At 68.4% G+C, this 15,511-nt stretch carries 16 protein-coding genes; 6 read left to right on the forward strand and 10 right to left on the reverse strand.

What is annotated here, in order from left to right:
* The first annotated feature begins 18 nt into the window (after positions 1-18).
* The 3 genes from FOE78_RS23860 to FOE78_RS11810 all read left to right on the forward strand — a co-directional run bounded on the left by FOE78_RS23860 (position 19) and on the right by FOE78_RS11810 (position 1,597).
* A complete protein-coding gene (locus FOE78_RS23860; protein WP_210414539.1) occupies positions 19-288 on the forward strand; it encodes an ANTAR domain-containing protein in 270 nt (89 codons plus the stop codon).
* Between the two features lie 22 nt (positions 289-310).
* On the forward strand, positions 311-1,048 hold the full coding sequence (locus FOE78_RS11805; protein ID WP_143986459.1) for a GAF and ANTAR domain-containing protein: 738 nt from the start codon (positions 311-313) through the stop codon (positions 1,046-1,048).
* Between the two features lie 210 nt (positions 1,049-1,258).
* Complete coding sequence (locus tag FOE78_RS11810; RefSeq protein ID WP_168207489.1) at positions 1,259-1,597, forward strand: sensor histidine kinase; 339 nt, start codon at positions 1,259-1,261, stop codon at positions 1,595-1,597.
* A 21-nt stretch (positions 1,598-1,618) separates the two neighbouring features.
* Here the strand turns inward: FOE78_RS11810 and FOE78_RS11815 are convergent, their stop codons facing one another.
* The 4 genes from FOE78_RS11815 to FOE78_RS11830 form a co-directional block, all read right to left on the reverse strand.
* Positions 1,619-3,331: a sensor histidine kinase gene (locus tag FOE78_RS11815; RefSeq protein ID WP_143986461.1), complete on the reverse strand. Its 1,713-nt coding sequence runs from the start codon at positions 3,329-3,331 to the stop codon at positions 1,619-1,621.
* Positions 3,328-4,329 carry a nitroreductase family protein gene (locus FOE78_RS11820; RefSeq protein WP_143986462.1) on the reverse strand — a complete coding sequence of 334 codons (1,002 nt, stop codon included), beginning with the start codon at positions 4,327-4,329 and terminating at the stop codon, positions 3,328-3,330. Before FOE78_RS11820 ends, FOE78_RS11815 begins: the two co-directional genes overlap by 4 nt.
* The gene (locus tag FOE78_RS11825) at positions 4,326-4,916 is read right to left on the reverse strand and encodes a universal stress protein (RefSeq protein WP_143986463.1); all 591 of its coding nucleotides are present in this window, start codon (positions 4,914-4,916) and stop codon (positions 4,326-4,328) included. Before FOE78_RS11825 ends, FOE78_RS11820 begins: the two co-directional genes overlap by 4 nt.
* A gap of 132 nt (positions 4,917-5,048) precedes the next feature.
* On the reverse strand, positions 5,049-5,288 hold the full coding sequence (locus tag FOE78_RS11830; RefSeq protein WP_228265802.1) for a nickel-binding protein: 240 nt from the start codon (positions 5,286-5,288) through the stop codon (positions 5,049-5,051).
* A gap of 134 nt (positions 5,289-5,422) precedes the next feature.
* Here FOE78_RS11830 and FOE78_RS11835 point away from each other — a divergent pair, with 134 nt between their 5' ends.
* Positions 5,423-6,343, forward strand: a complete 921-nt coding sequence (locus FOE78_RS11835; RefSeq protein WP_266094971.1) for an AraC family transcriptional regulator — start codon at positions 5,423-5,425, stop codon at positions 6,341-6,343.
* A 211-nt stretch (positions 6,344-6,554) separates the two neighbouring features.
* On the opposite strand, the gene FOE78_RS11840 is transcribed toward FOE78_RS11835, so the two are convergent.
* Both FOE78_RS11840 and FOE78_RS11845 read right to left on the reverse strand, forming a co-directional pair.
* Positions 6,555-7,481 carry a sigma-70 family RNA polymerase sigma factor gene (locus tag FOE78_RS11840; protein ID WP_407662655.1) on the reverse strand — a complete coding sequence of 309 codons (927 nt, stop codon included), beginning with the start codon at positions 7,479-7,481 and terminating at the stop codon, positions 6,555-6,557.
* Between the two features lie 151 nt (positions 7,482-7,632).
* Positions 7,633-8,346, reverse strand: a complete 714-nt coding sequence (locus FOE78_RS11845; RefSeq protein ID WP_168207490.1) for a TetR/AcrR family transcriptional regulator — start codon at positions 8,344-8,346, stop codon at positions 7,633-7,635.
* Between the two features lie 125 nt (positions 8,347-8,471).
* On the opposite strand from FOE78_RS11845, the gene FOE78_RS11850 reads away from it, so the two are divergent.
* On the forward strand, positions 8,472-10,205 hold the full coding sequence (locus tag FOE78_RS11850) for an FAD-dependent monooxygenase (protein WP_143986468.1): 1,734 nt from the start codon (positions 8,472-8,474) through the stop codon (positions 10,203-10,205).
* 4 nt (positions 10,206-10,209) lie between these two features.
* Here the strand turns inward: FOE78_RS11850 and FOE78_RS11855 are convergent, their stop codons facing one another.
* Positions 10,210-10,788: a TetR/AcrR family transcriptional regulator gene (locus FOE78_RS11855; protein ID WP_143986469.1), complete on the reverse strand. Its 579-nt coding sequence runs from the start codon at positions 10,786-10,788 to the stop codon at positions 10,210-10,212.
* A 98-nt stretch (positions 10,789-10,886) separates the two neighbouring features.
* On the opposite strand from FOE78_RS11855, the gene FOE78_RS11860 reads away from it, so the two are divergent.
* Positions 10,887-11,768: an SDR family oxidoreductase gene (locus FOE78_RS11860; protein WP_143986470.1), complete on the forward strand. Its 882-nt coding sequence runs from the start codon at positions 10,887-10,889 to the stop codon at positions 11,766-11,768.
* A 58-nt stretch (positions 11,769-11,826) separates the two neighbouring features.
* On the opposite strand, the gene FOE78_RS11865 is transcribed toward FOE78_RS11860, so the two are convergent.
* The 3 genes from FOE78_RS11865 to FOE78_RS11875 form a co-directional block, all read right to left on the reverse strand.
* Positions 11,827-13,995, reverse strand: coding sequence for a S9 family peptidase (locus FOE78_RS11865; protein WP_143986471.1), 2,169 nt, complete (start codon positions 13,993-13,995; stop codon positions 11,827-11,829).
* A gap of 73 nt (positions 13,996-14,068) precedes the next feature.
* Positions 14,069-14,890, reverse strand: a complete 822-nt coding sequence (locus FOE78_RS11870) for a thioesterase family protein (protein ID WP_210414543.1) — start codon at positions 14,888-14,890, stop codon at positions 14,069-14,071.
* Positions 14,891-14,958: 68 nt separating this feature from the next.
* Positions 14,959-15,507, reverse strand: coding sequence for a hypothetical protein (locus FOE78_RS11875; protein WP_143986472.1), 549 nt, complete (start codon positions 15,505-15,507; stop codon positions 14,959-14,961).
* Positions 15,508-15,511 lie beyond the last annotated feature (4 nt).

The following is a 15,511-nucleotide window of genomic DNA, read 5'->3' on the forward strand; positions in this document are numbered from 1 at the left end:
GCGCTGGCGCTGCGGACGTTGCCGATCCAGGGCGCGGCGGTGATTCGGGTCGGCGAGGCGGGGTATCGCACGGTGATCGGTGCCGCAGGTGCAGCGGATCCGTTGACGTCCTACGTCAGTGCGGAGATCCACCAGGCGTCGGGGATGTTGATGGTGCAGCTGGGTATCTCGATCGAGGCGGCCCTGGCCCGGCTGCGCGCGTACGCCTTCGCCGAGGGACGCTCGTTGGCAGACGTGGCCCACGCCGTCGTCGAGAGAACCCTCGATCTGAGAGATGATGATCGGTGAAACCTATGCCAGGCAGGGAAATATGAGTATTGCTGAGTCCCGCGAGGTACGGCTCGGGCGGCTGTTCGTGCGGCTGGCCGACACTCTGGTCAGCGGCTTCGACGTGGTCGAGCTGCTCGACGAGTTGGTGGCCAGCTGCACCACCCTGCTGGAGGCGCGCGCGGCCGGATTGATGCTGGCCGATCCAACGGGCAGATTGCGGGTGATGGCCGCCTCGTCGGAGGAGACCCGGCTGTTGGAGCTGTTCGAGCTGCAGAATGAGCAGGGCCCGTGCCCGGACTGCTATCGCTCGGGTGCTCCGGTCAACGTGGTCTCGGTCGACGATCAGGTCGTTCGGTGGCCGAGGTTCGCGCCACGGTTGCGAGCGCTCGGCCTCGGCGCCGTGCACGCGCTGCCGATGCGGCTGCGGGACCAGACCATCGGCGCTTTGAATCTGTTTCGGCTACCGGGTGGCGAGTTGCCTGCCGACGATCTGATGATTGCTCAGGCGTTGGCCGACGTTGCCACCATCACCCTGCTGCAGCACCGGGCGACCGAGGCCAACGAACGGCTGGCCACCCAGCTGCAGACGGCGTTGAACAGCCGGATCGCGATCGAGCAGGCGAAGGGTGTGATCGCCCAGCACTCCGGACTGGACATGGACCGGGCGTTCCAGCTGCTGCGGACGTTTGCTCGAGACCGGCAGCTTCCGCTGACCCGGATCGCCTCCGACGTCGCCGCCGGCCGGGTCGATCTGACCCAGGTCGGTCCGGCACGGTAATTCCGTACCCGGCAAGGTTTGCGGGACGGCTCGCGGCCCTGCCGACCCGGGCAGGCTGTGGCCGATCCTCATCTTCGCCCCAGACCCCGGCGACTGATCGAGTCGTACGAGGGGTGGCAGCCATGGCGGCGCCGATGAAGCGGGTCGATTTCTCGACCTCAGCAGAGCAGGACCTGCCGGATCCGGTGCGGGCGACGGTTCGGGACGTGGGTGTCGGAGCGCGACATCCGCGGCGACGTCGGTGCGTTGCCGGCGACGGTCTGCCGGCAGTTGCGGGCGGTGATCACCGAAGCGGTGGACAACGTGATCACCCATGCCCGGGCGACCAGGCTCTCGGTACGTGTCGAGGTCACCGACGCGCAGGTCGAGGCCCGGGTCGCCGACGACGGCATCGGTCCGCCGGACCCGCCGATCTACGGGCTCGGGCTGGGCAGCATGGCCGCTCGCGCCCGGGACCTCGGCGGCAGCTTCGGCTTCGACGCTGCTGCGAAGGGCGGCACAATCGTGACCTGGCGGGTGCCGTTGATGTCGCCGGATCAGAACGCCTGACCCGACAGGTCTCGTACCGACTCAGGTCAGGTTCGCCCGCCAGACCGCCACCGTGCCACCGGCCGGACCAGCCCTCAGCTCGAAGGTCCCGTGATGCTGCTCGGCCCGTTCGCGCAGATTGTCCAGGCCGCTGCGGCGGCCACCGGCCGGCATCCCGATCCCGTTGTCGGTGACCGTAATGGTGATGCGCTTGGCGAGCAACTCCACATCGACCGACGCGTCGGTGGCGTGCGCGTGCTTGCCCACGTTGGTCAGCAGCTCCCGTACGCAGGCAACAGCGTCCTCGGTGAGCTCGTCGCTCAGACCGAGATCGAGCAGGCCGGCGAACGAAACACCGGGGGAGAAGCCGAGGATCGGAGTGACCGAACCGGCCACGTCCAGGATCGACTGCCGCAACCCCTGACGAGCGGGGCCGATGCTGCCGCGGAGCGCGAAGATCGACGTCCGGATCCGCCGGATCGCCCGATCCAGGTCCTCCACCCGTTCGCGCACCTTGCCGGCCAACGGATCCGTGCTCTGCATCTGCGAGGCGACGCCGTCCAGGCTCAAGCCGATCGCGAACAGTTGCTGAATCACATGATCATGAAGATCCCGGGCGATCCGCTCGCGATCCTCCAGGATGATCATCTTCTGTTCCGCTGCTCGGGCCTGGGCCAACTCCAACGCCACGCTGGCCTGTTGTGCGAACCCGGCCGCCATCGACGTCTCGATGTCGGTGAACGCGCGCCGGCCCCGGCGACGGGCCAGCGTCAGCACACCGCGCGGTTCGGCGGTGCCACGCAACGGCAACGCGATGATCGGGCCGGTCTCCAGCACGCCGCTCTGCTGGGACACCGGCGGATACTCCAGATCGGCCGCGTCGGCGGCCATGAACGGCTGCCCGGTGCGGACCACCAGGCCGGTCAGGGTCGGGGCCAGTTCGAAGCGGCGGGCCAGCAACTCCTGCGCCCGTTCGCCGAAGGCCGCCTCGATCACGAACGTCAGCCGATCCTCCGACAGCAGGCCGACCGTGACCAGGTCGGCGTCGGCGATCTCGATCGCCCGCCGGGCGATGCTGTGCAGCGGGTCCTCGCCGGTCGAGCTGAGCAACTGTGCATGCACCTCGGCCGATGCCTCCGACCACCGCTGCCGCAGCTGCGCCTCCTGGTAGAGCCGGGCGTTGCTGATCGCGGTGCCGGCGGCACTGGCGAGCGCGATCACCAACTGCTCGTCCTCCTCGGTGAACGCGCCCTTCCTGCTGTTGGTCAGGTAGAGGTTGCCGAACACCTCGTCGCGGACGTGAATCGGTACGCCGAGGAAGGAGTCCATGGCCGGGTGGTTGGCCGGGAATCCGCTGGAGCGTTCGTCGTCGGTGATGTGATTCAGCCGGATCGGACGCGGATCGGTGATCAACGCGCCGAGCAGCCCCTTGCCCTGCGGCAACGGCCCGATCCGGTCGGCGTCCTCGTCCGAGACACCGACGTGAATGAACTGATCCAGACCGCCGTCGCTGCCGATCACGCCCAGCGCGGCGTACTCGGCCCCGACGAGCGCGGCCGCGGCCTCGGCGATGCGGCGCAGCATCAACTGCAGGGAAAGATCTCCGGCCACCGACTCGGTGGCCCGCAGAAGCGCCCGTAGCCGCCCCTGAGCATGCCGCACACCCTGCGCTCGTTCGACGAGCTCGTCGATCAGCTCGTCCAACTCCAGCTTGGCGATGTCAGGAAACCGTACGGCGCCGCCGTCGCCGGTCATGCCGGACAGCCTACGCCGATGCTGCGCCGGACGTCGGCGGATGCCTCGAGCTCCACGATCACGTCCACCAGCTGTCGCCGTCGGGTCGGTGGGCTCGGCGGCGCCTGACCGACCTGCAACAGCACCTGCGGGTAGCCGTCGAGCGCCAGCACGCGACGCAGCCGCATCCTGGTGGAGGTCACGTGCGTGACCTGACTGCTCAGACTGGCGACGTACCCCTCGGCGGTCAGTTCCAGCAGTACCCGTTCCAGCGCCTCGCCGGTACGCAGCCAATCTGCGGGCGTGTCCTGCGGGCTGACCAACAGCATCAGTGACGGCGCCGCCATCGCCGGATCGCAGGGATCATGCTCGGACGGCCGGATCAGGCCGGCGGTGGCCGCCCAGGCCCGGTGCTCGGCTCGGTAGGCCGGATCCGTCCGCATGATCGAACCGGCGTCCTGATGCAGGGCGAGGGTGATCCGGCGCCGGGCGGCGGTGTCGAGCGTCGCGACCGCCGATCCTTCGCGGGCAGCGGCGGCACTGAGCCGGTGCACGACCCGACGGGGCAGCGCGCCGGACAGGAACGGCTGCCGATTGGTGTGCCGGTCGCCCAGCACCGCGGCCAGCCGGCTCAGCTCGGCGGTCTCGCTCGGATCCTGGTCGGCAACATCCTGGTCGGCCGGGTCCCGATCACCACGTTCCCGATCGGGCCGCGCCGCTGGATGAATCGCTGCCAGGGCAGCATCGCGGCCGCCCCCGGGCAGCCGCAGTACGCGGTGCGAGAATCCCTCGGCCGCCAGCGCGGCGCGGGCGTTGAACAACGCGCAGCCGCAGCTCATGATCAACTGCCGGCCGGACGGGTCGTGGACCGCCAACTGCCGGCTGTCGTCGGCCAGGAGTTGCATTCGGTTCCCGGACAGCAGCATCCGCCACGGCTGGGTGTTGTACAGCGATGGTGCCAACGTGGCCTGCAACGCCGCCCGGCGCAGCACGTCCTGGCACTGGACCGTGTTGATCATGAGGAACGCTGGTACGCGGCCGGTCGGGCGGTGATCCGGTCCAGTGCCGTCGGTTCGAGGAACGTCCGGTGGCCGTTCGGCGCCGGAACCGGCGCGGGGGAGACGGGGCCGGAGTAGCTCAGCACCGGCACCTTGCTGTGGCGAAGGCAGTACTGGCTGACCGATCCCTCGAGCAGTCGGTTGAGGCCGGTGTGACCTTGGCTGCCGATCACCAGCAGGACCGCGCGCTCGGCCTCCCGGACCAGTGCCTCGCCCGGTCGGCCGGTGAGCCGGATCAGCTGCCAGTCGTGTTCGGGCGCGACGCTGTCGAACATCCGCTCGATCCGCCGGAACCTCCCCTCACCGGTAGATCCGGCACCGATCGATCCGGCATCGATCGATCCGGCACCGATCGATCCGGCACCGATCGATCCGGCACCGGTCGACTCGGGCCGTCGAGCGGCGTACCCGTGCGGCCTTCCCGCCGGCGTGACATGAACCGCGACCACCCGGTAGTCGGTCATCCGGGCGTAGTCCGCGGCCCATTCGAGCGCGGCCCGAGCCGACGGCGAGTCGTCCAGCCCGACCACAACGAGGTTCTCCCGCATGGTCGACAGACTGGTCGTCGCCGGCGGTGGCCGCCACCGTCGTTCGACCCTGACGGCCGGGACTTTGGTCCCGGCTCCCGACGACACGACGGCGGGCGGCCAGCCGGCCTACGATGCGTCAGTTGATCATGATCAGCTGCCTTCGAACACCGGATAGGTGTGGTCAGGCAGCAGGCCGTGGGCTTCCTTGTGTACGGCGGCCGCGGCCTCTGCCGTCGGCGCCTCGACCAGGCAGAACACCTTGCCCTCTTCGACATCGACCCAGTAGCGCCGGTAGTCGACCCCGTACTGGTCCTGGATGGCCAGGTCCTTCTCGTGCGCCTCCGCCACGGCCTCGAGGGTGACGCCGGGCAGGTTCTCGTGGACGTCCATGAAGAGCATCGTTTGCTCCTCGGCTCGGAGATGAGACTGTCAGACTGAGTCTTGTGCGCGCGGCGACGCCCGACCATGACCGCGCCCCCGGGGGACCTGATCGGAACACCACGCTTGGCGGGATGCTCAACCGGATGCACCTCCAGGGGGCGGTGTTCCTGCGCGGCGTCTACACCGAGGCGTGGGCCTATCGAGCGCCGAGTGCTGAAGCCACCGCCGCATTGCTCAGTCCCGGTTCGGCCCGGGTTGCGCTCTTCCACGTGATCGCGGCCGGCCGTTGCTGGGCCGCACTGCCGGCCGGCGAGCGGCATTGGGCCAAGGAGGGCGATGTGATCGTCGTCCCGTACGGCGACGTGCATGCGATGGGCGGCGCGGCCGTCAGCGACGTGGTGGCGATGGAGGATCTGCTGGAACCTCCGCCCTGGCAGCGGATCCCGGTGATCACGCTCGGTGCCGGTGGTGCCCGTACCGACGTCGTCTGCGGCTACCTGAGCAGCGATCATCCGTTGTTCGACCCGAGGCTGCGGGCGCTGCCGCCGCTGTTCGTGGTCGGACTGCGGCCGGGCCCGGCCCGGGATTGGGTACGGGCCAGCATCGACTACGCGCTGACCCAGACCGCGCCCGCGCCCCAAGGCGGCCTGCCCGGGCCGACCCAACTGCCCGAGCTGGTGGTCCGTGAGGTGCTGCGGCTGCATCTGGCCAGCGCCCCGACGATCGATGCCGGCTGGTTCGCCGCACTCGGCGATCCGATCCTGGCGCCTGCGCTGTCGGCGATCCACGGTGCGCCCGCGACGCACTGGAACGTCGCCGAACTGGCACGACTGGCGCATGTCTCGATCTCGTCCCTGGACGGTCGATTCCGGGACGTACTCGGGCTACCGCCGATCCGCTACCTGGCCGGCTGGCGGATGCATGTCGCCGCCGATCTGCTCGGTTCCACCACGTTGAGTGTCGCGGCGGTGTCCCGGCGGGTCGGCTACGACTCGGAGGAAGCCTTCAGCCGAGCGTTCAAGCGGCACACCGGACGTTCGCCGAGCGAGGCGCGGAGCCGGTGACTCCGGACCGTGCCGGGTGCCTGCTCGTCGAGTCGAGGCGCGGAACCTGGCGGGACGACGCAGAGGCAACGCAAAGGGGCCGGTCGCGACGGCGACCGGCCCCTTGTTGATCTTGCTGTGATCTCGAAATTGTTGATCTTGAGTTGTTGATCTTGGCTCTGATCTTGATCAGCGGCGGAGGTGACGCCGCCTCAAGATCAACTGGTGATGATCACGCTGCCAGCGTCGATGCGTTGCGCAGCTTGGCGATCGCGTGCCGTTCGATCTGCCGAACCCGTTCGGCGGTGATGCCCCAGACGGCACCGATGTCGGCGAGCTTGGCCTGCCGGCCGTCCATCAGACCGTACCGGCGGCGTACGACGTCGGCCGAACGCTCATCGAGTTGATCAAGAAGAGCTTCCAGCCGCTGATGCTCCTCGGCGTCCAGGAACACCTCGTCCGGTCCCGGCATCGGTTCGCGAGCGATCAGGTCGCCCAGGGCGGTGTCGCCGCCTTCCTCCACCGGGGCGTCCAGGCTGACGTGATCACGGCCGTACCGCATCAGGTCCAGCACGCGTTCGACGTCGACCCCCATCTCGTCGGCGATCTCGTCCAGTTCCGGGTCGCGACCCAACCTGCGTTCCAGGGTGCGACGCACCGCGCCGACCTGGTTGACCTGCTCGGCGACGTGCACCGGCAGCCGGACGATCCGACCCTGCTGGGCGATGCCCCGGCTGATCGACTGCCGGACCCACCAGGTGCCGTAGGTGGAGAACTTGAATCCCTTGGTGTAGTCGAACTTCTCCACCGCCCGGATCAGACCGGTGTTGCCTTCCTGGACCAGGTCCAGCAGCGGCATCTGTGCGCGGCCGTACTTGCGGGCCACGGACACCACCAAACGGAGGTTCGCCATCACGAATCGGCGTTGGGCCTGCTCACCGAGCGCGACCAACTGCTCCAACTCCTCGTCGGTGCATTCGTTCGGATGCTCACCACGTTCGGCTTGGCTCACCTCGCCGGACAGCAGCTTGCTTGCATAGAGCCCAATCTCAATTCGCTTGGCCAGCTCGACCTCTTCGGCGGCGGTCAGCAGCGGCGTTTTGGCAATTCCGTCAAGATAGAGACCGACGGCATCCTTACCTTCGATGCCCTCGTTCATGCGGGTTGAGGTTCTTGTTGCCACGGTGGGCCCCTTTCGTTGCCTTCGACCAGTGCAACGCCCCGGGTATGATGTGGGATTCCTCAGTCACCCTGAAGAGTCCCTGAGATGTGTCCCCGGTCTTTCATGGCGTACCCGCCGCCGGGGAAGCTCAATCGACGGCAGCGGTCCTGGCGGCCCGGGCCGCGAGTCCGTCGATGATCAGGTCGAGGCCCAACTCGTACCCGTGCGGACCCTGGCGCGCCATCGCCGGCGCCAGCGCGATCAGATGCGGCAGCCTGCCTGCCGGCACGAGTTGCAGGTAGTCGCGAATCTTGTCGATCCGCTCGGCTGCCTCGTGGGCAGCGCGCTCGGACGTCTGCCGGGCCTGCTCGTAGGCGCCCGCCGCGACGTACAGCGAGAGGATGTCCGCGCCGACGACCGCGTCGTCGGCACTGAGGCCGCCGGCCAGCAGCAGCGCCAACATCTGGTCCATCTTGTCCAGCGTGTGCGGTGTGGTGGGGATCAGCGTCTCCAGGGCGATCCGAGCGATGCCGGGCCGGGACGCCATCAGCCGGGTGACCTGCAGGCCGACCTGCTTCAACTGCTGCTGCCAGCACTCCGGATCGGGTTCGGGCACCTCCAGCTCGCGCATCACCTCGTCCAGCATCAGTTCGTGCAGCTCGGCCTTGTCCCGGACGTAGGCGTAGAGCGACGCCGCACCGGTGTCCAGCCGCTGGGCCACCTTGCGCATGGTGACCGCGTCCAACCCGTCGGTGCTGAGCAGTTCGAGAGCGGCCTCGATGATCGACTCCAGGCTGAGCTGACGACGGGGGGACCTCCCTGATCGAAGCCAGGGTTGGCGGGGCAGCGGCTCAGGGGTCACGCGAACACTGTACTTGTCACGAACACTGTTCGTGAGTAGAACAATGTTCGTACTGAACGAACGGCGTTCGGTGCGGTGGATCTGATCGCCTCGACCCACCCGATCTCTCTGGCAGGAGCACGCAGATGAACCAGTTGTCCACCATTGAACCGGTCGCCGACCCCGCCGAGCGGGCCGCCGGGGATGTCCCGTTCGAGCACGTTCCGGTGCTGATCGTCGGCGCCGGACTGTCCGGCCTGTCCACCGCCACCTTCCTGGGCGTGCACGGCGCTCCCGCGTTGGTGATCGAACGCCACCCGAGCACGTCGACCGCACCCAAGGCTCGCGGCCAGATGCCGACCGTGATGGAGGCGCTGAAGATCGCCGACATCGACGACGCCGTACGAGAGGCCGGCTTCGACTTGCACGAGCCGATGGAGATCGTGATCGGTCGCACCGTCGCCGGCGAGCCGCTGCAGACCCTGCTGCAGAGCTTCGACTTCGACCTGTCCGCGATCACGGCGGCCGGCATGGGAATGGCCGGCCAGGAGCGGACGGAGGCGATCCTGGCCCGCCGGGCCACCGAGCTCGGCGCGGAGATCAGGTTCAACACCGAGCTCGTGTCGGTGGATCTTCGCGACGACGGCGTGCTCGCGGTGCTGCGGGATGTCGTCACCGGCTCGCAGCGACGGGTGTTCGCCGACTACGTGGTGGCCTCGGACGGATGGCGGACCGGGCTGCGGGACGTGGCCGGCATCGGTGTGCACGGCCACGGATCGGTCTCGCAGTGGATGAGCCTGGTCTTCCGGGCCGACCTCGGCGACGTGTTCGACCGTGAGTTCGGCCTGGTGTACCTGCAGAATCCCGAACTGCACGGCGGTGCCGGGGTGTTCGGCACCACCGATGACGCCGGTCGCTACATCTTCTCCTTCGGCTTCGACGCTGCCACCGAGGGTCCGGACGACTTCGACCACGACTTCTGCGTCGAGCAGATCCGGATCGGGATGGGGATGCCGGAACTCGACGTCCGCCTGGACGATGTCGCCGAAACCGAGTTCGCGCATCGGCTGGCCGATCGGTATTCAGCCGGCCGGATCCTGCTGGTCGGCGATGCCGCGCACGTGATGCCGCCGACCGGCGGCCAGGGCGGCAACACCGCGGTGCTGGACGGCTTCAGCCTGGGCTGGAAACTGGCCGCCGTGGTCAACGGGCAGGCCGGCCCGGGACTGCTGGACAGTCACGATCTCGAGCGCAGACCGTACGGCGAGATGATCGCCGACTGGCAGTATCAGAACCTGTTGCACCGGATGACACCCGGCGGAGCTGAAAAGCATGGGGCCGGGGAGCATGGAGCCGACCGGCGCAGCGATGATGATCATGGAGATGTTGATCATGATCGCGGCGAGCAGGACGGTGCCGGTGACAACAACGAGATCGGGATGATGTTCGGCTATCGCGTCGTCGGCGGCGCCGTCTGTCTGGAGCCGGACGATGATCATCAGCAGTTCGAGAACGGATTCCTGCCGACCGGTCGGCCCGGATCCCGCGTTCCGCAACTGTGGTTGACGAACGACGGCGTCCGGACCTCGATCATCGATCGACTGGGACGATCCTTCGTGATCATCACGGCATCGGTGGACTGGCGGGAAGCAGCCGCCCATGCCACCGCGGAGCTCGGTCTGCCGATCGAGGTCGTTGTGGTCGACGACCGGCAGCTTGATGATCATGAAACGAGCTGGACCGACCGGTACGGGATCGGCGAAAACGGCGCGACCTTGATCAGACCGGACTTGTTCGTCGGCTGGCGCACCGCGGCCCCCGCGTCGCCGGCGTCGACCGAGGAGTTGATCAAGGCCCTGAGTACCGTGCTCAGCCGCTGAGGATTCAGTCGAGGGTCTTGACTGCGGCGCGGAGGTCGTTCAGGGCGGCCAGCGCGTACGGCGTCAGGGACTCGGCGCTCTCCTGATCATCTTCCAGCCAGCGGGCGTACCCCTGTTTGAAGGCCAGTACGCCCAGCTCGGCCGCCAACTGCGCGGCCGGGCCGGGCACGCCGCGGCCGAGCAGCGCCTGACTGATCGCCGCCGCCAGGCCGACGGTCTTGAGTGCCTCGCGCTCCTGAAGTTCGGTGCTGGCGGCGATGGCCGCGGTCAGTCGCGGACCGAACTCACGATTGGCAGGACCCATCGTGGCGCATGCACGTTCCAACCCGGCAGCGAGCGCGTCCAGCGGGCCGGCCTCGTCCGGGGCCTCGGTGATCCCCTCGGTCAACAGCCGGCTGAGCGTCTCCTGGCCGGCCGACAACAACTCTCGCTTGTCCGGGAAGTACCGGAAGAACGTGCTCTTGGTGACGCCGGCTCGCTCGGCGATCTGGGCGACCGTGGTGGCGTCGTACCCCTGATCGGTGAACAGGTCGACCGCGGCCATCACCAGCCGTTCCCGCGCTCCGGGTTCCCATCGAGCCATGACCTCATCCTAGTGATGGGACTCTTGTCCCGTCATGCTGGTACGGTGATGGGACAAAGGTCCCATCAGTGGGCCCCCTCCATCGTCAGGAGAACGTCATGCAGGTCTTCATCACCGGCGGCAGCGGACTGGTCGGCAGGGCCGTTGTGGACGAACTGCTCCGCAACGGTCACCGTGTTCGCGCGCTGGCGCGCACGGACGCCTCGGCCTCGGCCCTCGGCGCAGCCGGAGCCGACGTCGTCCGCGGCGACCTTGCCGCCATCGAAACCCTGCGCGCCGCGGCTAGCGAGTCCGACGGCGTGATCCATCTCGCCTTCGCCAACGACTTCAGCAGCGCGGACGCGGTCGAGCAGGCCGTGGCCGAGGAGAGTGCCGCGCTGGCTGCTCTGGGAGAAGAGCTCGTCGGCAGCGACCGGCCGTTCGTCACCGTCTCCGGGACCCCGTACGTGGCCGGCAGGGCCTCCACCGAGGCGGATCCGGTGCCGACCGAGGGTCCGGTAGGCGGTCGCGGCCGGTCGGTCACTGCCGTGCTGGATCTCGCCTCGCGCGGGGTGCGCAGTTCTGCGGTTCGGCTGCCGCGCACCGTGCACAACCACGGCACCGGCGGATTCGCCGGGCTGCTCACCGATCTCGCGCGGCGCAACCGGGTGTCCGGCTATCCGAGCGACGGCAGCCAACGCTGGCCGGCCGTGCATGCACTGGACGCGGCCGTGCTGTTCCGTCTGGCCCTGGAGCAGGCGCCGGGCGGGACCGCCTGGCACGCGGTCGCCGACGAGGGTGATCGGGTGCTCGACATCGCCACCGTGATCGGGCGACGCCTGGACGTGCCGGTCGAATCGGTCGCGGCCGACATGTACGGACCGCTCGGCGCGATCTTCCTCGCCGACCAGCCGTCGTCGAGCGCCCACACCCGTCGGGCCCTTGGCTGGGAGCCGAAGCAGCCCAGCCTGCTCGAGGATCTGGAGAACATCCACCCCTGACCGAGTTGTCAGCGTTAGAAGGCGCTGTAGCGCGTTCTGACGCTGACAAGTCGGAGGGTTACGGCCGGACCTGGTCGATCAGCCAGGCGGATTCGAAGGCGATCTCGTGCCAGCGCTTGTAGCGGCCACTGGCGCCGCCGTGACCGGCCGACATCTCCGTCTTCAGCAGAATCGGGCGCTCCGGTCCGTTCGTCGCGACCCGGCGCAGCTCGGCGATCCACTTCGCCGGTTCGGTGAACAGCACCCGGGTGTCGTGCAAGCTGGTGGTGGCCAGGATCGCCGGATATTCCTTGTGGGCAAGGTTTTCGTACGGGCTGTACGACTTCATGTAGGCGTAGATGTCCGGGTCGTGCAGCGGGTCGCCCCACTCCTCCCACTCGGTCACCGTCAGCGGAAGTTCCGGCATCAGTATCGAGGTCAGCGGGTCCACGAACGGCACCGCGGCGTGGATCGCCCGAAAGGCGTCCGGGGCCAGGTTGGCCACCGCACCCATCAACAGGCCGCCGGCGCTGCCGCCCCGGGCCGCCAGCCGATCGGCGGAGGTGTAGCCGGCATCGACGAGGTGCCGGGCCGCGGTCACGAAGTCGGTGAAGGTGTTGATCTTGGTCGTGGTCTTGCCCTGCTCGTACCAGTGCCGGCCCATCTCGCCGCCGCCCCGGATGTGGGCGATCGCGTACACGAAACCCCTGTCCAGGAAGGAAAGCACGGGGATGGAGAAGGACGGATCCATCGGGATCTCGTACGAGCCGTAGCCGTAGATCACCGCCGGCGCGGAGCCGTCCAGCGGGGTGGTCTTGGCGTACACGATCGACAGCGGGATCTTGGTGCCGTCCGCGGCCGTTGCCCACTCCCGGCGCTGCTCGTAGTCCTCCTTGCGGTAGGCCCCGCTGGTCGGATGATCAAGCACCGGAGTGATCTTGCGCAAGATCAACTTCCGTTCGCCGACCCGGTAGTCGTAGATCGAGTTCGGCGTGATCATCGAGGTGAAGGACAGCCGCAGATCGGGGGAGTCGTAGTCGCCGGCGCCCATCGGCGACACCGTGTAGAGCGGCTCGTCGAAGTCGATGTCCCAGCCGTCACCAAGATCACCATCGGCGTCCCGCGCGATCAGGTGGATGCCGGCCAATCCGTTACGGCGTAGGCCGATCACGATCTGATCTTGGTAGGCGTCGACCTCCTGCAGCCGTACCCCGGGCTGATGTGGCAGCACCGTCTGCCACTGCTCGTGGGTCTGGGCGTCGAGCGGCGCCTGGGCCAGTGCGAAGTCCTCGGCGCCGTCGTTGTGCAAGATCAACAACCGGTCGCCGGCCGGCTCCACCTCATACTCCACACCCTGCCGGCGGGGTGCAACGATCCGCGGCTCCGACTCCGGTGCTGACGTCGGCAGCAACCGGACCTCACTGGTCAGCTTGCTGCCGGCGTCGATGATCACCCAGTTCTCGTCCCGACTGCTGCCGACGCCGACCCAGAACCGTTCGTCCGGCTCGGCGAACACCTCCGGGTCGCTCGCCGGATCGGAACCGAGTCGATGCCGCAGCACCTGGAACGGGCGCCACGCCTCGTCGGCGCGGGTGTAGAACAGATGATCATCACCGGCCCAGGCCGCGCCGTAGGCGACGTTGTCGATCACGTCGTCCAGCCGCTTGCCGCTGGTCAGGTCCAGGAAGCGGAGCTGGAAACGTTCGTTGCCGGTCAGGTCCACCGAGTAGGCGAGCAGGTCGCCGGTCGGCGAGACGCTGAACGCGCCCAACGAGAAGAACTCGCTGTCGCCGGCCTCGGCGTTGGCGTCCAGCAGCACCTGTTCGCCGGTGATCTCGCCCTCGACGTCCGGCAACTCGTTGCGGTCGCCGGCCGCGGCGCGGCAGAAGATCGGATACTCCGAGCCCTCGACCGTGCGCTGGTAGTACCAGTACGCCGTCGACCGGCCGCCCCAGCGATGGGTCGCGTACGACGGCACGCTCAGGTCGGTCTCCTGAGTACGGGACTTGATGTCGGTGAAGATCTCCTCCCGCAGCCCCTCCAGTTCGGCGGTGACGGCCTCGGTGTAGGCGTTCTCGGCCTCCAGATAGCCGACCACCGCCGGATCGTCCTTGTCCCGCAGCCACTCGTACGGATCGTCGAAGTCGTCTCCGTGATGGGAGCGGGTGAACGGCCGGCGCTCGGCCACCGGCGGTTCGGGGACTACCGGTCGTGGTCGGGACGTTGCCGGGGAATGATCATCGGTCACCGCGCCAGGCTAACGGGGCGGCGCCGTTCCCGCGCGGCCATATCCGAGTCCGACTTGTCAGCGTTAGGAGGCGCTATGACGCTTCCTGATGCTGACACGTCGGGATCGGACGCAGGGTGAGGATCTGCTCGGACCGGCCGACCGGCCCGTGGGTGTCGTGCAGGACTGCGGAGGTGACGCCGATCCCGTTCGGGCCCCAGGTCGAGGTCGCGTCGATGCCGATCCAGCCGTTGCCGTCGTCGAGCCGCGGCGTACGGAAGTAATGCACCGTCAGATCGGTGTTGGGGAACATCCACTCGCGCGGGTTGCGGCGGGCGGCGATCCCGTTCGCCGAGTCGATCAGACCGGTCATCCGGACCAGATCGGAGCTCGGCTCGCCGGCCACGACGTCGATCGGCGTACGCAGCCAGGCGCGGCAATGACCCGGCACCGAGGCCGGATCGACCCGGAAGTCCAGGCTGTCGATGAACCCACCCGACCACAGACCGGAGATGTCGTAGCCCGGCCAGGCGTCCGGTCCGGGCATCGGCTCGGGGGTGCCGCCGACGACCGCGGCGGTGTCCGCGGTGGCCAGCCGCCAGCCGGTGGCCCGGATCGCGGTCCGGCCGCCGATGATCATCCGCGCCCCGATCATCTCGATCGTCCGGCCGGGCCGGACCACTTCGACCTCGACCGTGCTGTCCTGCGCGGCGATCACCCCGAGGATGTCGTAGCTGATCCGGCACAGCTGCAGGTCCTCGCGCGGAAACGCGGTCTCCAGTGCACGAGCCAGCAGTCCCGACGCCGGTCCCATGTGCTGCTCGGACTCCCGCCAGGCGCCCTGCGCGTGCCGGGTCGGCCGGAGCGTCTGTTCGTCGATGCGTTCGTAGTAGCCGGTGGGGTCGGGGGAGTTCACGGCGGAGAGCCTAGAGCGTCGGGCTCGCGGTGCGACCTCGGCCGATCGTCCACGTCAAGCTTCCCGGATCAGAAGGCCGGCGGCTCATCACTGTTGATGGCTGCGACACCGGTCGGGCGGGCGTAGTAGGCCCACGGAAACCACATCGTGCCGATCTTCTGCCAGCCTTCGGCTTCCAGCCGGTTCCGCGGGGCGAGCACGCTGACCCGACGGTGCTCCCACTGTTCGTCCGAGCAGACCAGATCGTGATAGAGCGTCCCGAAGGCCACCGAATGCCAGCCGAACCTGCCGGCCTCGTTGAGCCGGGAGATCTCGTCGAACGCGTTCACCGGTGTCATCCGCCAGACCTGCCCGTCCGGCGTGGGTGCCGCCCGGCCGAAACGCTGCTGGGCAGCCTGCCGCGACACGTCCAGGACGCTGCCGATCTGTTCCCAGCTCAGACCAGCCGTACGGGCGGAGTCGACGGCACTGCGCAGCGTCGAATCGGCTTCGCTGCTGATGCTGGCAGCGACGGCGATGAGCCTGCCGTACGCGGCCGCGTCGGTGTTCAGCTCACCGCTGAGATCGGGATCGATGTCGGCGATATTCCTCGAGTTGTCAGCGTCACGAGGCGCCATAGCG

It is taken from the genome of Microlunatus elymi, assembly GCF_007362775.1.
GTDB lineage: Bacteria > Actinomycetota > Actinomycetes > Propionibacteriales > Propionibacteriaceae > Microlunatus > Microlunatus elymi.

Excerpts from the sequence above, each read along its gene's own strand:
- FOE78_RS11815 (WP_143986461.1), bottom strand. The coding sequence starts at position 3,331 with ATGACCGGCGACGGCGGCGCCGTACGGTTTCCTGACATCGCCAAGCTG.
- FOE78_RS11805 (WP_143986459.1), top strand. The coding sequence starts at position 311 with ATGAGTATTGCTGAGTCCCGCGAGGTACGGCTCGGGCGGCTGTTCGTG.
- FOE78_RS11820 (WP_143986462.1), bottom strand. The coding sequence starts at position 4,329 with ATGATCAACACGGTCCAGTGCCAGGACGTGCTGCGCCGGGCGGCGTTG.
- FOE78_RS11855 (WP_143986469.1), bottom strand. The coding sequence starts at position 10,788 with ATGGCTCGATGGGAACCCGGAGCGCGGGAACGGCTGGTGATGGCCGCG.
- FOE78_RS11850 (WP_143986468.1), top strand. The coding sequence starts at position 8,472 with ATGAACCAGTTGTCCACCATTGAACCGGTCGCCGACCCCGCCGAGCGG.
- FOE78_RS11825 (WP_143986463.1), bottom strand. The coding sequence starts at position 4,916 with ATGCGGGAGAACCTCGTTGTGGTCGGGCTGGACGACTCGCCGTCGGCT.
- FOE78_RS11835 (WP_266094971.1), top strand. The coding sequence starts at position 5,423 with ATGCACCTCCAGGGGGCGGTGTTCCTGCGCGGCGTCTACACCGAGGCG.
- FOE78_RS11840 (WP_407662655.1), bottom strand. The coding sequence starts at position 7,481 with ATGAACGAGGGCATCGAAGGTAAGGATGCCGTCGGTCTCTATCTTGAC.
- FOE78_RS11860 (WP_143986470.1), top strand. The coding sequence starts at position 10,887 with ATGCAGGTCTTCATCACCGGCGGCAGCGGACTGGTCGGCAGGGCCGTT.
- FOE78_RS11875 (WP_143986472.1), bottom strand. The coding sequence starts at position 15,507 with ATGGCGCCTCGTGACGCTGACAACTCGAGGAATATCGCCGACATCGAT.
- FOE78_RS11830 (WP_228265802.1), bottom strand. The coding sequence starts at position 5,288 with ATGGACGTCCACGAGAACCTGCCCGGCGTCACCCTCGAGGCCGTGGCG.